Genomic DNA, 17,656 nt, shown 5'->3' on the forward strand with positions numbered 1-17,656 from the left:
GTTACATGAGTGCTTGCCGGTATGCGGTATAAATAGTGATGAGGTACATAACCAAAAAGCATAGCAGACGGGGCTATTATTGGCGGCGAATCCGGGTAACATAACCGCTATAAATTGATAACAACCAGATCATAGCGATGGCCAGAGTTTGGCGGTGTTCAAAGTTTATCGCCCCGCCAGGAGGGATACTGTCTGCCACTGAAAGGTGAACGACAGGATGGTCATCACGCTTTTCCCCTACGAACGATACGTGAAAGAAAGGAATAGAAAATGGATGAGCAGTTAAAACAGAGCGCCCTCGACTTCCACGAATTTCCGGTTCCCGGAAAAATCCAGGTCTCGCCGACCAAACCTCTCGCCACCCAGCGCGATTTGGCGCTGGCCTACTCGCCGGGCGTCGCGGCCCCCTGTCTGGAAATCGAAAAAGATCCGCTGGCCGCCTACAAATACACTGCCCGCGGCAACCTGGTGGCGGTCGTCTCCAACGGCACCGCGGTGCTGGGGCTGGGGAATATCGGCGCGCTGGCCGGCAAGCCGGTGATGGAGGGCAAAGGCGTCCTGTTTAAGAAATTCGCCGGCATCGATGTGTTTGATATCGAAGTCGATGAGCTGGATCCGGACAAATTCATTAACGTCGTCGCCGCCCTCGAGCCGACCTTCGGCGGTATCAACCTGGAAGATATTAAAGCGCCGGAGTGTTTCTACATCGAGCAGCAGCTGCGCGAGCGGATGAATATTCCGGTTTTCCATGACGATCAGCATGGCACGGCGATCATCAGCACCGCGGCGATCCTCAACGGTCTGCGCGTCGTCGAGAAGAATCTGTCCGACGTGCGGATGGTGGTCTCCGGCGCGGGCGCGGCGGCGATCGCCTGCATGAACCTGCTGGTGGCGCTGGGGATGCAAAAACACAACATCGTGGTCTGCGATTCGAAAGGTGTCATCTATAAAGACCGTGAACCGAACATGGCGGAAACCAAAGCCGCCTACGCAGTGGAAGACGACGGCAAACGTACGCTTGATGATGTGATCGACGGCGCCGACATTTTCCTCGGCTGCTCTGGCCCGAAAGTGCTGACTCCGGAGATGGTGAAGAAGATGGCGCGCGCGCCGCTGATCCTTGCCCTGGCCAACCCGGAGCCGGAAATTCTGCCGCCGCTGGCGAAGCAGGTCCGCGATGACGCCATCATCTGTACCGGTCGCTCCGACTACCCTAACCAGGTCAACAATGTGCTCTGCTTCCCGTTCATCTTCCGCGGCGCGCTGGACGTCGGCGCGACGGCGATCAACGAAGAGATGAAGCTGGCGGCGGTGCACGCCATTGCCGAGCTGGCCCATGCCGAGCAGAGCGAAGTGGTGGCCTCCGCCTATGGCGATCAGGATTTAAGCTTTGGCCCGGACTACATCATTCCGAAACCGTTCGACCCGCGGCTGATCGTCAAAATCGCCCCTGCGGTGGCGAAGGCGGCGATGGACTCCGGCGTGGCAACGCGCCCGATCGCTGATTTTGACGCCTATATCGAGAAGCTGAGCGAGTTCGTCTATAAAACCAACCTGTTTATGAAGCCTATCTTCTCTCAGGCGCGCAAAGAGCCGAAGCGCGTGGTGCTGGCGGAAGGGGAGGAGACCCGGGTACTGCACGCCACTCAGGAGCTGGTGTCGCTGGGGCTGGCCAAACCGATTCTGGTGGGGCGCCCGAGCGTGATTGAAATGCGCATCCAGAAGCTGGGTCTGCAGATCAAGGCCGGCGTTGACTTTGAGATCGTCAATAATGAATCCGACCCGCGGTTTAAAGAGTACTGGAGCGAGTACTACCAGCTGATGAAGCGCCGCGGCATTACCCAGGAGCAGGCGCAGCGGGCGGTGATTAGCAACACCACGGTGATTGGCGCCATCATGGTTCATCGCGGTGAAGCGGATGCGATGATCTGCGGGACTATCGGCGAGTACCACGACCACTACCGCGTGGTGCAGCCGCTGTTTGGCTATCGCGACGGCGTCAGCACCGCCGGGGCGATGAATGCGCTGCTGCTGCCGAGCGGCAACACCTTTATCGCCGACACCTATGTCAATCACGATCCCTCCCCGGAAGAGCTGGCGGAGATCACCCTGATGGCGGCGGAAAGCGTGCGTCGCTTCGGTATTGAGCCGCGGGTGGCATTGCTGTCGCACTCCAACTTTGGTTCCGCCGACTGCCCGTCAGCCAGCAAGATGCGCAAAACCCTTGAACTGGTGAAGGCGAGCGCCCCGGAGCTGATGATCGATGGCGAAATGCATGGCGACGCCGCGCTGGTGGAAAGCATCCGCAACGACCGCATGCCGGACAGCCCGCTGAAGGGATCGGCCAATATTCTGGTGATGCCGAATATGGAAGCCGCCCGGATCAGCTATAACCTGCTGCGTGTCTCCAGTTCGGAAGGGGTGACCGTCGGGCCAGTGCTGATGGGGGTGGCGAAGCCGGTGCATATTCTGACGCCGATCGCCTCCGTACGCCGCATTGTGAATATGGTGGCGCTGGCGGTTGTCGAAGCGCAAACCGAACCGCTGTAATCTCGTTTTTTTCCCATTAACGCGCGGAGAGTTTTCCGCGCACAATATCAGGCAGGCCGGCGAGTAAAAACGCTGAGCCTGCCTTTTTAATTCCGCCGCATTATTATTTTCTCTCCTGAGTGATCCACTTCACCTTTTAACCCCACTTGCCGAAATTTGTTATTTGCCGCGCTGAAATACCGTCACCATGAGGACAGATTTCAGGGGGGCAATCAGTCATGGATAAAGAACGCATTATTCAGGAATTCGTACCAGGCAAACAGGTCACACTGGCGCATCTGATTGCCCACCCGGGAGCGGAGCTGGCGAAAAAGATCGGCGTACCCGAATCCGGCGCGATCGGCATTATGACGCTGACACCGGGGGAAACAGCGATGATCGCCGGCGATCTGGCGATGAAGGCCGCCGATGTGCACATCGGTTTTCTCGACCGGTTTAGCGGCGCGCTGGTGATCTACGGTTCGGTCGGCGCGGTGGAGGAGGCGCTCCTGCAGACCATCGGCGGGTTAGGCCGCTTATTAAATTATACCTTGTGCGAATTAACGAAAAGTTAATTGAGAGCGACCATGAAGCGTATTGCCATTGTCGGCGCCGTCGGTGCAGGAAAAACCACATTATTTAATGCCCTGCAGGGAAATTATTCCCTCGCCAGAAAAACGCAGGCGCTGGAATTTAACGATCGTGGCGACATCGATACACCCGGGGAATATTTCAGCCATCCGCGCTGGTATCACGCCTTAATTACCACCCTGCAGGATGTGGACACCCTGATTTATGTCCATGCGGCCAATGATACCGAAAGTCGCCTGCCTCCCGGGTTACTGGACATTGGCAGCCGAAAGCACCTTATCGTGGCGATCAGTAAAACGGATCTGCCGGATGCCAACCTCGCCGCGGTGCGGCAGCTGCTGGACGGGATGGGGTTTCAGGCGCCGGTTTTCGCCCTCAACGGTTGCGATCCGCAAAGCGTCGCGTCGCTGGAAAATTATTTGAGTGAGCTCAGCCAAAAGGAGGAAGGGCCAGGTGAAGAAACTCATTACCGCTAACGATATTCGTGCCGCCCACGCGCGCGGCGAACAGGCGATGTCAGTTGTTCTGCGCGCCAGCATTATCACCCCGGAAGCGCGCGAAGTCGCCGAGCTGCTGGGATTCACTATCACCGAGGATGATGGCGCCGCGCCGGCGGCGACAGCGGCGGACAGCGACAAAACGGAAAGCCAGCGGATCCGCGAAACCATCCTGGCGCAGTTGCCGGAAGGCCAGTTTACCGAAAGCCTGGTGGCGCAGCTGATGGAAAAGGTGATGAAGGAGAAGCAGTCCCTGGAGCAGGAGGCGATGCAGCCAGGATTTGACTCCGTGACCGGCAAAGGCGGCATCAAAGTGAGCGACGGCAGCAGCGTGAAGTTTGGCCGCTTCGACGGCGCCCAGCCGCACTGCGTCGGCTTAACGGATCTGGTCACTGACCAGGATGGCAGCAGCATGGCCGCCGGATTTATGCAGTGGGATAACGCCTTCTTCCCGTGGACGCTGAACTACGACGAGATCGATATGGTGCTTGAGGGCGAGCTGCATGTGCGCCATCAGGGGGAAACCCTGGTCGCCAAAGCGGGGGATGTGATGTTTATCCCGAAAGGTTCCAGCATCGAATTCGGCACCCCGTCGACGGTGCGCTTCCTGTACGTCGCCTGGCCGGCAAACTGGCAATCGCTATGAACGATTTCATTACCGAAGCGTGGCTCAGGGCGAACCATACGCTCAGCGAAGGCGGCGAAATCCATCTTCCTGCCGACGCTCGCCTGACGCCCTCGGCGAGGGAGCTGCTGGAAAGTCGGCATCTGCGGGTCAAATTTCTCGACCGCCAGGGGCGCCTGTTTGTCGAGGATGACGAACAGACGCCGCAGCCGGTGCATGTCCTGACCAGCCGCGACCATCCGCCCCAGGCCTGCTGCGAGCTCTGTCACCAGCCTGTGGATAAAAAGCCGGACACCCTGACCCACCTGACGGCCGATACCCTGGTGGCGAAAAACGATCCGCGGCTGGCCTTCCGTGCGGTGCTGGACAGCACCATCGCTCTGACGGTGTGGCTGCAAATTGAACTGGCGGAGTCCTGGCAGCCGTGGCTGATGGATATCCGTTCGCGGCTGGGCAACATCATGCGCGCCGACGCGCTGGAGGAGCCGCTGGCGGCGCAGTCGATAGCCGGATTCAGCGAGGGACAGCTACACCGTCTGTCCCATCAGCCGCTGTGCTTCCTGGGCCACGATCACCTGGTGCCGGAGGCCCGCCATGGGCGCGAGGTCGCGCTGCTTAATCTGCTGCGCGGCAAAGTCCGCGAGGCGGAGGTGACCGCGGCGCAGGTGTTTATCACGCCGCAATTTGCGGTCCGGCGCGCCGATATTATGCAAGCGCTCAACCGTCTCTCCAGCGCGGTCTACGTGATGATGATCCTGGGCGTGACGGATTCGCCGCCAACCCTCAGCCAGCTGCAGCAGCACCTGGGAGGTGAAGATGATCATTGACCAATGCCGCAAACTGGCGCTGCGCGCCCCCGCCCGAGTGGTGTTCCCGGATGCGCTGGACGTCCGTGTGCTGAAGGCGGCGCATTATCTGCAGCAGCAGGGCCTGGCGCGTCCGATCCTCGTCGCCAGTCCCTTCGCGCTGCGGCAGTTCGCCCTTGGCGAACGTCTGCCGCTGACCGGAGTGCAGATCATTGATCCGCACAGCAACCTGGCGATGCGCGAGGCGTTTGCCGCCGCCTGGCAGGCGCGCGCCGGCGATAAAGCGCCCGCTGACGCCGTCGACAAGCTGGCCGACCCGCTGATGTTCGCCGCGGCGATGGTCAGCGGCGGTGAGGCCGAGGTGTGTATCGCCGGGAATCTCTCGTCAACCGCCAGCGTGCTGCGCGCCGGTCTGCGCCTTATCGGCCTGCAGCCGGGGTGTAAAACGCTCTCTTCGCTGTTTCTGATGCTGCCGCAGTATGCCGGCCAGCCGCTGGGGTTTGCCGACTGCAGCGTGGTGCCGCAGCCGACGGCGGCGCAGCTGGCGGATATCGCGATTGCCAGCGCCGAGACCTGGCAAGCGATCGCTGGCGAAGCGCCGCGGGTGGCAATGCTGTCCTTCTCGACACACGGCAGCGCCCGGCATCCCTGTGTGGCTAACGTCCAGCAGGCCACGGAGATCGTGCGTCAGCGGGCGCCGCAGCTGATGGTCGATGGCGAACTGCAGTTTGACGCCGCCTTTGTACCGGACGTCGCTGCGCACAAAGCGCCCGGCAGCCCGCTGCGGGGGCGGGCCAATGTGCTGGTCTTCCCATCGCTGGAGGCGGGCAACATCGGCTACAAAATCGCCCAGCGGTTGGGTGGATATCGCGCCATCGGGCCGCTGATCCAGGGCCTCGCCGCCCCGCTTCACGACCTCTCGCGAGGCTGTAGCGTAGAGGAAATTATCGAACTGGCGCTGGTGGCGTCGGTACCGCGCCAGACGGACGCAAGCCGGATCCCCGACTCGTCCACGCTGGTTGAATGAATGGTCCCCTTCAGGACCCCTTATGAGAGGAAAACACAATGGAAGCATTAGGAATGATTGAAACCCGGGGCCTGGTTGCACTGATTGAGGCCTCCGACGCCATGGTCAAAGCGGCCCGCGTCAAGCTGGTAGGCGTGAAACAGATCGGTGGCGGCCTGGTGACCGCCATGGTGCGCGGCGATGTCGCGGCGTGCAAAGCCGCCACGGATGCCGGGGCGGCGGCGGCTCAGCGTATCGGTGAGCTGGTCTCTGTACATGTCATCCCGCGCCCGCATGGCGATCTGGAAGAGGTCTTCCCGATCAGCTTCAAGGGCGACAGCAACATCTAACGGGGGAGGGGGTGCCGGAAAGTTCGGGCCGGATGAGACGTCAGGGCGTCGCTATCCGGCCATGAAAAGGCATGAATGCCGGATGGCGCTGCGCTTTTCCGGCCTGCACATCACACGCGGAGACGGACATGAAGCTGGCTGTTGTTACCGGATATGTGGTCTGCACCGTACGCCATGAAGGGCTGGCCCACGACAAACTGCTGATGGTGGAGATGCTCAATGCCCGCGGCGAACCCGACGGGCAATGCGCGGTCGCCATCGACAACATCGGCGCGGGATGCGGGGAGTGGGTGCTGCTGGTCAGCGGTAGCTCGGCGCGACAGGCGCACGCACAGGGCGCCTCTCCGGTCGATCTGTGCGTGATTGGCATCGTGGATGAGGCTGCGGCCGATGGTCAGGTGCTTTTCCATAAGTAGGGTGAAAAATCATGAATCAACAGGACATTGAACAGGTAGTGAAAGCGGTACTGCTGAAAATGAAAGACAGCAGTCAGCCTGCTGACGCCGTTCATGATAGGGGCGTTTTTGCCTCACTGGATGACGCTGTCGCGGCGGCAACGGCGGCCCAGCAGGGATTAAAGCGGGTGGCGATGCGTCAGCAGGTGATTCAGGCCATTCGTGAGGCGGGTGAAAAGCATGCCCGTGAACTGGCGGAGCTTGCGGTGACGGAGACCGGCATGGGACGCGTTGAAGATAAGTTTGCCAAAAACGTGGCGCAGGCACGGGGTACGCCAGGCGTGGAGTGTCTGACTCCGCAGGTGCTGACCGGCGATAACGGCCTGACGCTGATTGAAAACGCGCCCTGGGGCGTGGTGGCCTCGGTCACGCCCTCGACCAATCCGGCGGCGACGGTGATTAACAACGCCATCAGTCTGATTGCCGCCGGCAACAGCGTGGTCTTCGCCCCCCATCCGGCGGCGAAAAAGGTCTCGCAGCGGGCGATCACCTTGCTTAACCAGGCGGTAGTGGCCGCCGGCGGCCCGGCCAACCTGCTGGTGACCGTGGCGAACCCGGATATCGACACCGCCCAGCGGCTGTTTAAGTACCCTGGTATCGGCCTGCTGGTGGTGACCGGCGGCGAAGCAGTGGTCGAGGCGGCGCGCAAACATACCAACAAACGCCTGATTGCCGCCGGGGCCGGCAACCCGCCGGTGGTGGTGGATGAGACCGCCGATCTGCCGCGCGCCGCGCAAGCGATCGTCAAAGGCGCCTCGTTTGATAACAACATCATCTGCGCCGACGAGAAGGTGCTGATCGTGGTCGATAGCGTCGCCGACGAACTGATGCGCCTGATGGAAGGCCAGCAGGCGGTGAAACTCACGGCGGCGCAGGCCGAACAGCTCCAGCCGCTGCTGCTGAAAAATATCGACGAGCGCGGCAAAGGCACGGTCAGCCGCGACTGGGTCGGCCGCGATGCGGGCAAAATCGCCGCGGCGATTGGCCTGCAGGTGCCGGCGCAAACCCGCCTGCTGTTCGTGGAAACCCCTGCCAGCCATCCGTTTGCGGTGACTGAAATGATGATGCCGGTGCTGCCGGTGGTGCGGGTGGCGAACGTCGAGGAGGCCATCGCCCTGGCGGTGCAACTGGAAGGCGGCTGCCACCATACGGCGGCGATGCACTCGCGCAACATCGACAACATGAACCAGATGGCGAATGCCATCGACACCAGCATCTTCGTCAAAAACGGGCCGTGCATCGCCGGGCTTGGGCTGGGCGGCGAGGGCTGGACCACCATGACTATCACCACCCCAACCGGGGAAGGGGTAACCAGCGCGCGGACCTTCGTTCGTCTGCGCCGCTGCGTGCTGGTGGATGCGTTTCGAATCGTATAAGGGATGAACATGGCGCACGACGAACAACGCTGGCTTTCGCCGAGACTGCAAAAAGCCGCTGCCCTGTGTAACCAGGCGCCCGCCGCCAGCGAGTCGCCGCTGTGGCTGGGCATCGATTTGGGCACCTGCGACGTGGTGTCGATGGTGGTCGACCGCGATGGCCAGCCGGTTGCGGTATGTCTTGACTGGGCCGATGTGGTGCGCGACGGCATCGTCTGGGACTTCTTCGGCGCTGTCACCCTCGTGCGCCGTCATCTCGCGACCCTCGAACAGCAGCTGGGCTGCCGCTTTACGCATGCGGCGACCTCGTTTCCGCCCGGCACCGATCCGCGCATTTCAATCAACGTCCTGGAGTCCGCCGGGCTGGAGATCAGTCATGTGCTGGATGAGCCCACCGCGGTGGCGGATCTGCTGCAGCTCGATAATGCCGGGGTGGTGGACATCGGCGGCGGCACCACCGGGATCGCCATCGTTAAACAGGGCAGGGTGACGTATTCGGCGGATGAAGCCACCGGCGGACACCATATCTCCCTGACTCTGGCCGGGAATCGCGGCATCGGGCTGGAAGAGGCTGAGCAGTACAAGCGCCGCCATGCCGGAGAGATCTGGCCGGTAGTGAAACCGGTGTACGAGAAGATGGCTGAGATTGTCGCCCGACATATTACCGGACAAGGGATTGGTGATTTGTGGCTGGCAGGCGGCGCCTGCATGCAGCCGGGCGTCAGGGCGCTTTTTTGCCAATGTTTCCCGACGCTGAAGGTGCATTTACCCCGGCACAGCCTGTTTATGACCCCGCTGGCAATCGCCAACAGCGGGAGGGAAAAAGCGGAGGGGATCTATGCAAGCTGAACTGCAGACGGCGCTGTTCCACGCCTTCGATACGCTGAATCTTCAGCAAGTGAAAAGCTTCAACGTTCCGCCGGTGACGCTGCACGGCGTCGGCGCGCTGGCGGCCTGCGGCCCGCAAGCGCAGGCCCGGGGCCTGAAGCATCTGTTTGTCATGGTTGACCGTTTTCTCCATCAGGCGGGAATGACCGCCGGGCTGGAGCGTAGCCTGGCGATGAAAGGGGTTGCCATGACCCTCTGGCCCTGTCCCGCCGGCGAACCCTGCGTCACTGATGTCTGCGCTGCGGTCGCCCAGCTGCGGGACGCGCGCTGCGACGGCGTGGTGGCCTTCGGCGGCGGCTCGGTGCTGGATGCGGCGAAAGCGGTGGCGCTGCTGGTCGCCAACCCTGAGCAGACGCTGGGGGAGATGACGGAGCACAGCGAATTACAGCCACGTCTGCCGCTGATTGCGGTGCCGACCACCGCCGGCACCGGGTCAGAAACCACCAATGTGACGGTGATTATCGATGCGGTGAGTGGACGCAAACAGGTGCTGGCGCATGCCTCGCTGATGCCGGATGTGGCGATCCTCGACGCCGCCCTAACTGAGGGCGTTCCCCCGCCTGTCACGGCGATGACCGGGATTGATGCGCTGACCCACGCCGTCGAGGCCTACAGCGCCCGTCACGCCACGCCGTTTACCGACAGTCTGGCGATGGGGGCGATAGCCATGATCGGCGAAGCGCTGCCGAAAGCGGTGGGCTGCGGCCAGGATCTGGCGGCGCGGGAGAACATGCTGCTGGCCTCCTGCATGGCGGGGATGGCGTTTTCCAGCGCCGGGCTGGGGCTATGCCATGCCATGGCGCATCAGCCGGGGGCGGCGCTGCATATTCCGCACGGTCTGGCCAACGCCATGCTGCTGCCAACGGTGATGGGCTTCAACCGTATGGTGTGCCGGGGGCGCTTCAGCCAGATCGGCCGGGCGCTGACCGGCAGGAAAACCGATGACCTTGAGGCAATCGCCGCCGTGCGCGAACTGATTGCGGAAGTCGGTCTGACGATGCGGCTGTCGGATGCCGGCGCGACGCCCGCGCACTACGCCACCTGGGCACAGGCGGCGCAGGACGACATCTGTCTGCGCACCAATCCACGCACCGCCACCCGGGAGCAGATTATCGAGCTGTACGCGGTGGCGCAATAAATGCGGATTTTCCCGGAGGCGTGTGGCTGTGGCTTTCCCGGCTCGCGCTGCGCTTAGCCGGGCTACAGGATCACAGCCGTCTGCTATGCCGTAGCCCGGGTAAGGCGTTCACGCCTCGACCCGGGAAAGTTCCCCGAGTGCGGCTAATGTCCCGGTATTCACAGTATCTACCAATCATAAATGACAGGGAGTAAGGGCTATGGGAATTAACGAAATCATCATGTACATCATGATGTTCTTTATGCTGATTGCCGCCGTGGACAGGATCCTGTCGCAGTTCGGCGGCTCGGCGCGCTTTCTCGGCAAACTGGGGAAAAGCATTGAGGGATCCGGCGGTCAGTTTGAAGAAGGGTTTATGGCGATGGGCGCGCTGGGCCTGGCGATGGTCGGGATGACCGCCCTGGCGCCGGTGCTGGCCCATCTGCTCGGTCCGGTGATTATCCCGCTGTATGAGATGCTCGGCGCCAACCCGTCGATGTTTGCCGGCACGCTGCTGGCGTGCGACATGGGCGGTTTCTTCCTCGCCAAAGAGCTGGCGGGCGGCGACGTGGCGGCCTGGATGTACTCGGGCCTGATCCTCGGCTCCATGATGGGGCCGACCATTGTGTTCTCCATTCCGGTGGCGCTCGGCATTATCGAACCTGCCGATCGCCGCTGGCTGGCGCTCGGCGTGCTGGCGGGCATTGTCACTATTCCTATCGGCTGTATCGCCGGCGGTCTGGTGGCGATGTATTCCGGGGTGGAGATCAACGGCCAGCCGGTAGCGTTTACCTTCGCGCTGATCCTGATGAATATGATCCCGGTGATCATCGTCGCCGTGCTGGTGGCGCTGGGGCTGAAGTTCATTCCGGAAAAAATGATCAACGGCTTCCAGATCTTCGCCAAATTCCTCGTGGCGCTGATCACCATCGGCCTGGCGGCGGCGGTGATCAAGTTCCTGCTCGGCTGGGAGCTGATCCCAGGACTCGACCCGATCTTTATGGCGCCTGGTGACCAGCCCGGCGAGGTGATGCGCGCCATCGAAGTCATTGGCTCTATCTCCTGCGTGCTGCTCGGCGCTTACCCGATGGTGCTCCTGCTGACCCGCTGGTTTGAAAAGCCGCTGATGCGTGTCGGTAATCTCCTCAAAATCAACAATATGGCTGCCGGCGGCATGGTCGCTACCCTCGCGAACAATATCCCGATGTTTGGCATGATGAAGCAGATGGATACCCGCGGAAAAGTGATCAACTGCGCCTTCTCGGTGTCGGCGGCATTCGCTCTGGGCGACCATCTCGGTTTTGCGGCGGCCAACATGAACGCCATGATCTTCCCGATGATCGTCGGCAAGCTGGTCGGCGGCGTTACCGCGATTGGCGTGGCGATGCTGCTGGTGCCAAAAGATGAAAACGTACCGGCGCCTGCCAACACCGAAGCGGAGGCGCACTCGTGAACACGCGCCAGCTGTTGAGCGTTGGTATTGATATCGGCACCACCACCACGCAGGTGATCTTCTCGCGCCTCGAGCTGGTGAACCGCGCGGCGGTCTCCCAGGTGCCGCGCTACGAATTCATCAAACGCGACATTAGCTGGCAAAGCCCGGTCTTTTTTACGCCGGTTGATAAGCAGGGAGAACTGAAAGAGGCCGAGCTTGAGGCGCTGATTCTGGCTCAGTACCGGGCCGCCGGGATCGCCCCGCAAGCGGTGGACTCTGGGGCAATCATCATCACCGGTGAAAGCGCGAAAACCCGCAATGCCCGCCCGGCGGTGATGGCGCTCTCGCAGTCGCTGGGCGATTTTGTCGTCGCCAGCGCCGGGCCGCACCTGGAGTCGGTCATTGCCGGACACGGCGCCGGGGCGCAAACCCTGTCCCGGCAGCGGATGTGCCGGGTGCTTAATATCGATATTGGCGGCGGTACCTCGAACTATGCCCTGTTTGACGCCGGTAACCTCAGCGCCACCGCCTGCCTCAACGTCGGCGGCCGCCTGCTGGAAACCGACGCTCAGGGGCGCGTGGTCCACGCGCACTCGCCAGGACAGCGGATTGTCGATGCGGTATTCGGCCCGGGAACCGATGCTTTATCGTTGACTGCGGGTCAGCTGGCGCAGGTGGCGCGCCGGATGGCGGGGCTGATCGTTGAGGTGATCGACGGCAGGCTCTCACCGCTGGCGCAGGGGCTGATGCAAACCGAAGTACTGCCTGCGGGTGTTCAGCCGGAAGTGATTACTCTTTCCGGCGGAGTGGGGGAGTGCTACCGCCATCAACCCGCCGATCCTTTCTGTTTTTCCGATATCGGGCCGCTGCTGGCCACGGCCCTGCACGAGCATCCGCGCCTGCGTGAAATGAACGTGCAGTTTCCGACGCAAACCGTGCGCGCTACGGTGATTGGCGCCGGGGCGCATACGCTGTCCCTGTCCGGGAGCACCATCTGGCTGGAGAGGGTTCAACTGCCGCTGCGCAATCTGCCGGTGGCTATCCCGCAGGATGCCGCCGATCTGCCGAACGCCTGGCGGCAGGCGCTGACGCAGCTCGATCTGGCCCCCGAGGCGGACGCTTACGTGCTGGCGCTTCCCGCTTCACTTCCGGTGCGCTACGCCACCTTACTGACCGTAATTGACGCCCTGCTGGCGTTTGTCGCCCGCTTTCCCAATCCGCGTCCGCTGCTGCTGGTGGCCGAGCAGGATTTTGGCAAAGCGCTGGGCATGCTGCTGCGGCCGCAGCTTCCACACCTTCCGCTGGCGGTCATCGATGAGGTGAGCGTCCGGGCGGGGGACTATATCGACATTGGTACGCCTCTTTTTGGCGGATCGGTTGTGCCGGTGACGGTGAAATCACTCGCATTTCCTTCCTGAGGGAACGACTTATGAAACTAAAGACCACATTGTTCGGCAATGTTTATCAGTTTAAGGATGTTAAAGAGGTGCTGGCGAAAGCCAACGAACTGCGTTCGGGGGATGTGCTGGCGGGCGTGGCAGCGGAGAGTTCGCAGCAGCGCGTGGCTGCCAAGCAGGTGCTTTCCGATATGACGGTGGCCGATATCCGCAATAACCCGGTGATCCCCTATGAGGAGGATTGCGTGACGCGCCTGATCCAGGATGACGTGAACGAAACCGCCTATCAGCGGATCAAACACTGGACCATCAGCGACCTGCGCGAATACGTGCTCAACGACGAGGTCACCAGCGACGATATCGCCTTTGTCCGCAAAGGGCTGACCTCCGAGGTGGTGGCGGCGGTGGCCAAGATCTGCTCCAACGCCGATCTGATCTATGGCGGCAAAAAAATGCCGGTGATCAAAAAAGCCAATACCACCATCGGTCTGCCGGGGACCTTTAGCTGCCGCCTGCAGCCGAACGATACCCGCGACGACGTGCAGAGTATTGCCGCGCAAATCTACGAAGGGCTCTCCTTCGGTGCGGGCGACGCGGTGATTGGCGTCAACCCGGTCACTGACGACGTGGAGAACCTGAGTCGCGTGCTGGATACGGTGTACGGGGTGATCGACAAGTTTTCCATCCCGACCCAGGGCTGCGTGCTGGCGCACGTCACCACCCAGATCGAAGCTATCCGCCGCGGCGCGCCGGGGGGGCTTATCTTCCAGAGCATCTGCGGCAGCGAAAAAGGGCTAAAAGAGTTCGGCGTCGAACTGGCGATGCTCGATGAAGCGCGGGCGGTGGGAGCGGAGTTTAACCGCATCGCCGGGGAGAACTGTCTTTACTTTGAAACCGGGCAGGGCTCGGCGCTCTCCGCGGGCGCTAACTTCGGCGCCGACCAGGTGACGATGGAAGCGCGTAACTATGGCCTGGCGCGGCACTACGATCCGTTCCTCGTCAACACCGTGGTGGGCTTTATCGGGCCGGAGTACCTCTATAACGACCGACAAATTATTCGCGCCGGGCTGGAAGACCACTTTATGGGCAAGCTGAGCGGCATCTCGATGGGCTGCGACTGCTGCTACACCAACCATGCCGATGCCGATCAGAACCTCAACGAAAACCTGATGATCCTGCTGGCGACCGCTGGCTGCAACTACATCATGGGCATGCCGCTCGGCGACGACATCATGCTCAACTACCAGACTACCGCCTTCCACGATACCGCGACCGTGCGCCAGCTGCTGGGTCTGCGTCCGTCACCGGAGTTCGAAGGCTGGCTGGAACGGATGGGCATTATGGCAAATGGTCGTCTGACCAAACGGGCGGGCGATCCGTCACTGTTCTTCTGATGACGCGGGGATGACACATCATGGATCAAAAACAGATTGAAGACATTGTACGCAGCGTAATGGCGTCAATGGGACAGCCACAGACACAGCCAGAGGCCCCCGTAGCGACGACGCCGGCCTGCCACGCTGCCGCGTGCGCCACCGACGCAACAGTGGAAAGCTGCGCGCTGGATCTGGGCTCTGCGGAAGCGAAAGCCTGGATTGGCGTACAACATCCGCACCGCGCCGAAGTGCTGACCGAACTGAAACGCAGCACCGCAGCGCGCGTTTGCACCGGTCGCGCCGGTCCGCGTCCGCGCACCCTCGCGTTGCTGCGCTTCCTGGCGGATCACTCGCGCTCGAAAGATACGGTGCTCAAAGAGGTGCCGGAGGCGTGGGTGAAAGCGCAGGGGCTGCTGGAAGTGCGTTCGGAAATCAGCGACAAAAATCGCTACCTCACGCGCCCCGATCTGGGACGCCGTCTCAGTCCGGAGGCCATCGATGCGCTGAAGGCGCAGTGCGTGATGGATCCGGATGTGCAGGTGGTGGTGTCCGATGGCCTGTCGACGGATGCCATCACCGCCAACTACGAAGAGATCCTGCCGCCGCTGCTTGCCGGCCTGAAACAGGCGGGTCTGAAGGTCGGGACGCCGTTCTTCGTGCGCTATGGCCGCGTCAAGATTGAAGATCAGATCGGCGAGATCCTCGGCGCGAAGGTAGTGATCCTGCTGGTTGGCGAGCGCCCGGGACTTGGCCAGTCAGAGAGCCTCTCCTGCTACGCGGTGTACTCCCCGCGAGTGGCGACCACCGTCGAGGCCGACCGGACCTGTATCTCCAATATCCACCAGGGCGGCACCCCGCCGGTAGAAGCCGCCGCGGTGATCGTGGATTTAGCCAAACGCATGCTGGAGCAGAAAGCTTCCGGCATCAACATGAGCCGTTAAGGAGGCATCATGCCCGCATTAGATTTGATTCGACCCTCGGTCACTGCCATGCGCGTCATTGCCTCGGTGAATGACGGTTTTGCCCGGGAGCTTAAATTACCGCCACATATACGTAGCCTCGGACTCATCACGGCAGATTCTGATGACGTGACGTATATTGCCGCCGACGAAGCGACAAAGCAGGCGATGGTGGAGGTGGTCTATGGCCGCTCCCTGTATGCCGGAGCAGCTCACGGCCCGTCGCCCACCGCCGGTGAAGTGCTGATTATGCTCGGCGGCCCGAACCCGGCGGAAGTTCGCGCCGGGCTGGATGCCATGATGGCGCATATTGAAAGCGGGGCGGCGTTCCAGTGGGCTAACGACGCGCAAGATACCGCGTTTCTGGCGCACGTGGTGTCGCGTACCGGCTCTTATCTTTCATCGACCGCTGGCATCGCGTTGGGCGATCCGATCGCTTATCTGGTGGCGCCGCCGCTGGAGGCGACGTACGGCATCGATGCGGCGATGAAGTCTGCCGACGTTCAGCTGGTGACCTACGTCCCGCCGCCGTCGGAAACCAACTATTCGGCCGCCTTTTTGACGGGAAGCCAGGCCGCCTGTAAAGCCGCCTGCAACGCCTTTACCGATGCCGTTCTCGATATTGCCCGTCATCCTGTTCAGCGTGCGTAACGGAGGGAGCGATGATCAATGCGCTGGGATTGCTGGAAGTGGAGGGCATGGTCGCCGCTGTAGACGCCGCGGATGCCATGCTCAAGGCGGCCAATGTGCGCCTGCTCAGTCATGAAGTGCTCGACCCCGGCAGATTGACGCTGGTGGTGGAGGGGGATCTGGCGGCCTGTCGTGCCGCGCTGGATGCCGGAAGCGTAGCGGCGGAGCGAACCGGATGTGTGATCAGCCGTCGGGAAATCGGCCGTCCGGAAGAGGATACCCAGTGGCTGATCGGCGGCTTTCAGCCACCGCCGCCAGCGCCCCTGCCGCCTGCTGACCCGGCATCATCGGAAGCGTTACTGACGCTGCTGGCATCAGTTCGTCAGGGCATGACGGCCGGCGAGGTCGCCGCGCATTTTGCCTGGCCGCTGGATAAGGCCCGCCAGGCGCTGGATCAGCTCTTTTCCGCAGGGACGCTACGCAAACGCAGTAGCCGCTATCGTCTCAAAAATCCATAACCTGCCGGAGGTGCCGGGAGCGGCTTGCCCCCGGCTTTAACGATTATGAAAAAGCGTCGTTCTGCAAATTTGCACCATCTCTGTTGCGAGGCGTTACCTGAAAATACCCGGCTGACGCCCCAGGTTGAAATTGACAATATTCATCAACGACACACAACCGATGTGTATGAGCACGCCCTGACCATTACCGCCTGGCAACAGATTTACGATCAGCTGCATCCGGGGCAGTTTCGCGGCGAGTTTACCGAAATTCTGCTCGATGAGATCCAGGTCTTTCGCGAATATACCGGGCTGGCGCTGCGCCAGTCCTGCGTGGTCTGGCCGAACTCCTTTTGGTTTGGTATTCCGGCGGCGCGGGGAGAGCAGGGGTTTATCGGTTCGCAGTGCCTGGGCCGGGCAGAAATCGCCACCCGTCCCGGCGGTACGGAGTTCGAGCTCAGCACGCCGGATGATTACACCATCCTCGGAGTAGTCATTTCCCAGGAGGTGATTTCTCGCCATGCCAGTTTCCTGCACCACCCGGAGCGAGTGCTGCATATGCTACGCAACCAGTCAGCGCTGGCAGTGCGGGAGCCGCATAAGGCCGCGCTGTGGGGGTTTGTGCAGCAGGCGCTGGCCACCTTCAGCGAGCATCCGGATACCCTTCATCAGCCTGCGGTGCGCAAGGTGCTGCGGGATAACCTGCTGCTGGCGATGGGGACGATGCTGGAAGAGGCGCAGCCGATGGTGAGCGCGGAGAGCATCAGCCACCAAGGCTACCGCCGTCTGCTGGCGCAGGCCCGTGAATATGTGCTGGAAAACAGCGCGGAGCCGCTAACCGTTCTCGACCTGTGCCAGCAGCTGTACGTCAGCCGTCGCACCCTGCAAAACGCCTTCCATGCGATTCTGGGGATTGGCCCCAACGCCTGGCTCAAACGGATCCGTCTGAACGCCGTACGCCGGGAGCTGATAAGTCCCTGGTCAGAGCGGGAGACGGTCAAGGAGGCGGCCATGCAGTGGGGATTCTGGCATCTGGGGCAGTTCGCCACCGACTATCAGCAGCTGTTTGCTGAGAAACCGTCGATGACGCTGCACCATCGCCTGCGCCAGTGGGTGTGAGCG

General features: G+C 61.8%; 18 protein-coding genes. All 18 read left to right on the forward strand.

The annotated features are described in order from the left end of the window. Positions 1-270: 270 nt before the first annotated feature. The 18 genes from maeB (at position 271) to eutR (ending at position 17,653) form a co-directional block, all read left to right on the forward strand. Positions 271-2,550, forward strand: coding sequence for an NADP-dependent oxaloacetate-decarboxylating malate dehydrogenase (gene maeB / locus AC3EMD_RS06705; RefSeq protein ID WP_008803844.1), 2,280 nt, complete (start codon positions 271-273; stop codon positions 2,548-2,550). A gap of 218 nt (positions 2,551-2,768) precedes the next feature. Then, a complete protein-coding gene (gene eutS, locus AC3EMD_RS06710) occupies positions 2,769-3,104 on the forward strand; it encodes an ethanolamine utilization microcompartment protein EutS (RefSeq protein WP_002913729.1) in 336 nt (111 codons plus the stop codon). A 12-nt stretch (positions 3,105-3,116) separates the two neighbouring features. Beyond that, on the forward strand, positions 3,117-3,596 hold the full coding sequence (gene eutP / locus AC3EMD_RS06715; protein ID WP_012540920.1) for an ethanolamine utilization acetate kinase EutP: 480 nt from the start codon (positions 3,117-3,119) through the stop codon (positions 3,594-3,596). Beyond that, the gene (gene eutQ, locus AC3EMD_RS06720; RefSeq protein ID WP_302073995.1) at positions 3,574-4,263 is read left to right on the forward strand and encodes an ethanolamine utilization acetate kinase EutQ; all 690 of its coding nucleotides are present in this window, start codon (positions 3,574-3,576) and stop codon (positions 4,261-4,263) included. Before eutP ends, eutQ begins: the two co-directional genes overlap by 23 nt. Continuing rightward, a complete protein-coding gene (gene eutT / locus AC3EMD_RS06725) occupies positions 4,260-5,069 on the forward strand; it encodes an ethanolamine utilization cob(I)yrinic acid a,c-diamide adenosyltransferase EutT (RefSeq protein WP_302073997.1) in 810 nt (269 codons plus the stop codon). The genes eutQ and eutT overlap by 4 nt, the downstream gene beginning before the upstream one ends. Beyond that, positions 5,059-6,075 (forward strand): phosphate acetyltransferase, encoded by a 1,017-nt coding sequence (gene pta, locus AC3EMD_RS06730; RefSeq protein WP_012540923.1) that lies wholly within the window; start codon positions 5,059-5,061, stop codon positions 6,073-6,075. The genes eutT and pta overlap by 11 nt, the downstream gene beginning before the upstream one ends. A 38-nt stretch (positions 6,076-6,113) precedes the next feature. Continuing rightward, a complete protein-coding gene (gene eutM, locus AC3EMD_RS06735; protein ID WP_000387720.1) occupies positions 6,114-6,404 on the forward strand; it encodes an ethanolamine utilization microcompartment protein EutM in 291 nt (96 codons plus the stop codon). Positions 6,405-6,532: 128 nt separating this feature from the next. Continuing rightward, positions 6,533-6,820, forward strand: a complete 288-nt coding sequence (gene eutN / locus AC3EMD_RS06740) for an ethanolamine utilization microcompartment protein EutN (RefSeq protein ID WP_012540924.1) — start codon at positions 6,533-6,535, stop codon at positions 6,818-6,820. A gap of 11 nt (positions 6,821-6,831) precedes the next feature. Then, positions 6,832-8,235 (forward strand): aldehyde dehydrogenase family protein, encoded by a 1,404-nt coding sequence (locus AC3EMD_RS06745; protein ID WP_117120140.1) that lies wholly within the window; start codon positions 6,832-6,834, stop codon positions 8,233-8,235. Positions 8,236-8,244: 9 nt separating this feature from the next. Beyond that, positions 8,245-9,084 (forward strand): ethanolamine utilization protein EutJ, encoded by an 840-nt coding sequence (gene eutJ / locus AC3EMD_RS06750; RefSeq protein ID WP_012967467.1) that lies wholly within the window; start codon positions 8,245-8,247, stop codon positions 9,082-9,084. Further along, complete coding sequence (gene eutG / locus AC3EMD_RS06755) at positions 9,074-10,261, forward strand: ethanolamine utilization ethanol dehydrogenase EutG (RefSeq protein ID WP_110219539.1); 1,188 nt, start codon at positions 9,074-9,076, stop codon at positions 10,259-10,261. Before eutJ ends, eutG begins: the two co-directional genes overlap by 11 nt. 199 nt (positions 10,262-10,460) lie before the next feature. Next, a complete protein-coding gene (gene eutH, locus AC3EMD_RS06760; RefSeq protein WP_008803853.1) occupies positions 10,461-11,693 on the forward strand; it encodes an ethanolamine utilization protein EutH in 1,233 nt (410 codons plus the stop codon). Next, complete coding sequence (eutA, locus tag AC3EMD_RS06765; RefSeq protein WP_044649550.1) at positions 11,690-13,093, forward strand: ethanolamine ammonia-lyase reactivating factor EutA; 1,404 nt, start codon at positions 11,690-11,692, stop codon at positions 13,091-13,093. Before eutH ends, eutA begins: the two co-directional genes overlap by 4 nt. A gap of 11 nt (positions 13,094-13,104) precedes the next feature. Next, a complete protein-coding gene (eutB, locus tag AC3EMD_RS06770) occupies positions 13,105-14,466 on the forward strand; it encodes an ethanolamine ammonia-lyase subunit alpha (protein ID WP_012967470.1) in 1,362 nt (453 codons plus the stop codon). Positions 14,467-14,486: 20 nt separating this feature from the next. Then, positions 14,487-15,389, forward strand: coding sequence for an ethanolamine ammonia-lyase subunit EutC (gene eutC / locus AC3EMD_RS06775; RefSeq protein ID WP_012967471.1), 903 nt, complete (start codon positions 14,487-14,489; stop codon positions 15,387-15,389). A gap of 9 nt (positions 15,390-15,398) precedes the next feature. After that, on the forward strand, positions 15,399-16,058 hold the full coding sequence (gene eutL / locus AC3EMD_RS06780; protein ID WP_008803857.1) for an ethanolamine utilization microcompartment protein EutL: 660 nt from the start codon (positions 15,399-15,401) through the stop codon (positions 16,056-16,058). 11 nt (positions 16,059-16,069) lie between these two features. Continuing rightward, the gene (eutK, locus tag AC3EMD_RS06785; RefSeq protein WP_008803858.1) at positions 16,070-16,555 is read left to right on the forward strand and encodes an ethanolamine utilization microcompartment protein EutK; all 486 of its coding nucleotides are present in this window, start codon (positions 16,070-16,072) and stop codon (positions 16,553-16,555) included. A gap of 45 nt (positions 16,556-16,600) precedes the next feature. Next, positions 16,601-17,653 carry an HTH-type transcriptional regulator EutR gene (eutR, locus tag AC3EMD_RS06790; RefSeq protein WP_049139520.1) on the forward strand — a complete coding sequence of 351 codons (1,053 nt, stop codon included), beginning with the start codon at positions 16,601-16,603 and terminating at the stop codon, positions 17,651-17,653. Positions 17,654-17,656 lie beyond the last annotated feature (3 nt).

It is taken from the genome of Klebsiella sp. PK18 (genome assembly GCF_057784655.1).

Coding starts and splice junctions, on each gene's coding strand:
- maeB (WP_008803844.1), top strand. CDS start 271: ATGGATGAGCAGTTAAAACAGAGCGCCCTCGACTTCCACGAATTTCCG.
- eutS (WP_002913729.1), top strand. CDS start 2,769: ATGGATAAAGAACGCATTATTCAGGAATTCGTACCAGGCAAACAGGTC.
- eutP (WP_012540920.1), top strand. CDS start 3,117: ATGAAGCGTATTGCCATTGTCGGCGCCGTCGGTGCAGGAAAAACCACA.
- eutT (WP_302073997.1), top strand. CDS start 4,260: ATGAACGATTTCATTACCGAAGCGTGGCTCAGGGCGAACCATACGCTC.
- pta (WP_012540923.1), top strand. CDS start 5,059: ATGATCATTGACCAATGCCGCAAACTGGCGCTGCGCGCCCCCGCCCGA.
- eutM (WP_000387720.1), top strand. CDS start 6,114: ATGGAAGCATTAGGAATGATTGAAACCCGGGGCCTGGTTGCACTGATT.
- eutN (WP_012540924.1), top strand. CDS start 6,533: ATGAAGCTGGCTGTTGTTACCGGATATGTGGTCTGCACCGTACGCCAT.
- AC3EMD_RS06745 (WP_117120140.1), top strand. CDS start 6,832: ATGAATCAACAGGACATTGAACAGGTAGTGAAAGCGGTACTGCTGAAA.
- eutJ (WP_012967467.1), top strand. CDS start 8,245: ATGGCGCACGACGAACAACGCTGGCTTTCGCCGAGACTGCAAAAAGCC.
- eutG (WP_110219539.1), top strand. CDS start 9,074: ATGCAAGCTGAACTGCAGACGGCGCTGTTCCACGCCTTCGATACGCTG.
- eutH (WP_008803853.1), top strand. CDS start 10,461: ATGGGAATTAACGAAATCATCATGTACATCATGATGTTCTTTATGCTG.
- eutB (WP_012967470.1), top strand. CDS start 13,105: ATGAAACTAAAGACCACATTGTTCGGCAATGTTTATCAGTTTAAGGAT.
- eutC (WP_012967471.1), top strand. CDS start 14,487: ATGGATCAAAAACAGATTGAAGACATTGTACGCAGCGTAATGGCGTCA.
- eutL (WP_008803857.1), top strand. CDS start 15,399: ATGCCCGCATTAGATTTGATTCGACCCTCGGTCACTGCCATGCGCGTC.
- eutK (WP_008803858.1), top strand. CDS start 16,070: ATGATCAATGCGCTGGGATTGCTGGAAGTGGAGGGCATGGTCGCCGCT.
- eutR (WP_049139520.1), top strand. CDS start 16,601: ATGAAAAAGCGTCGTTCTGCAAATTTGCACCATCTCTGTTGCGAGGCG.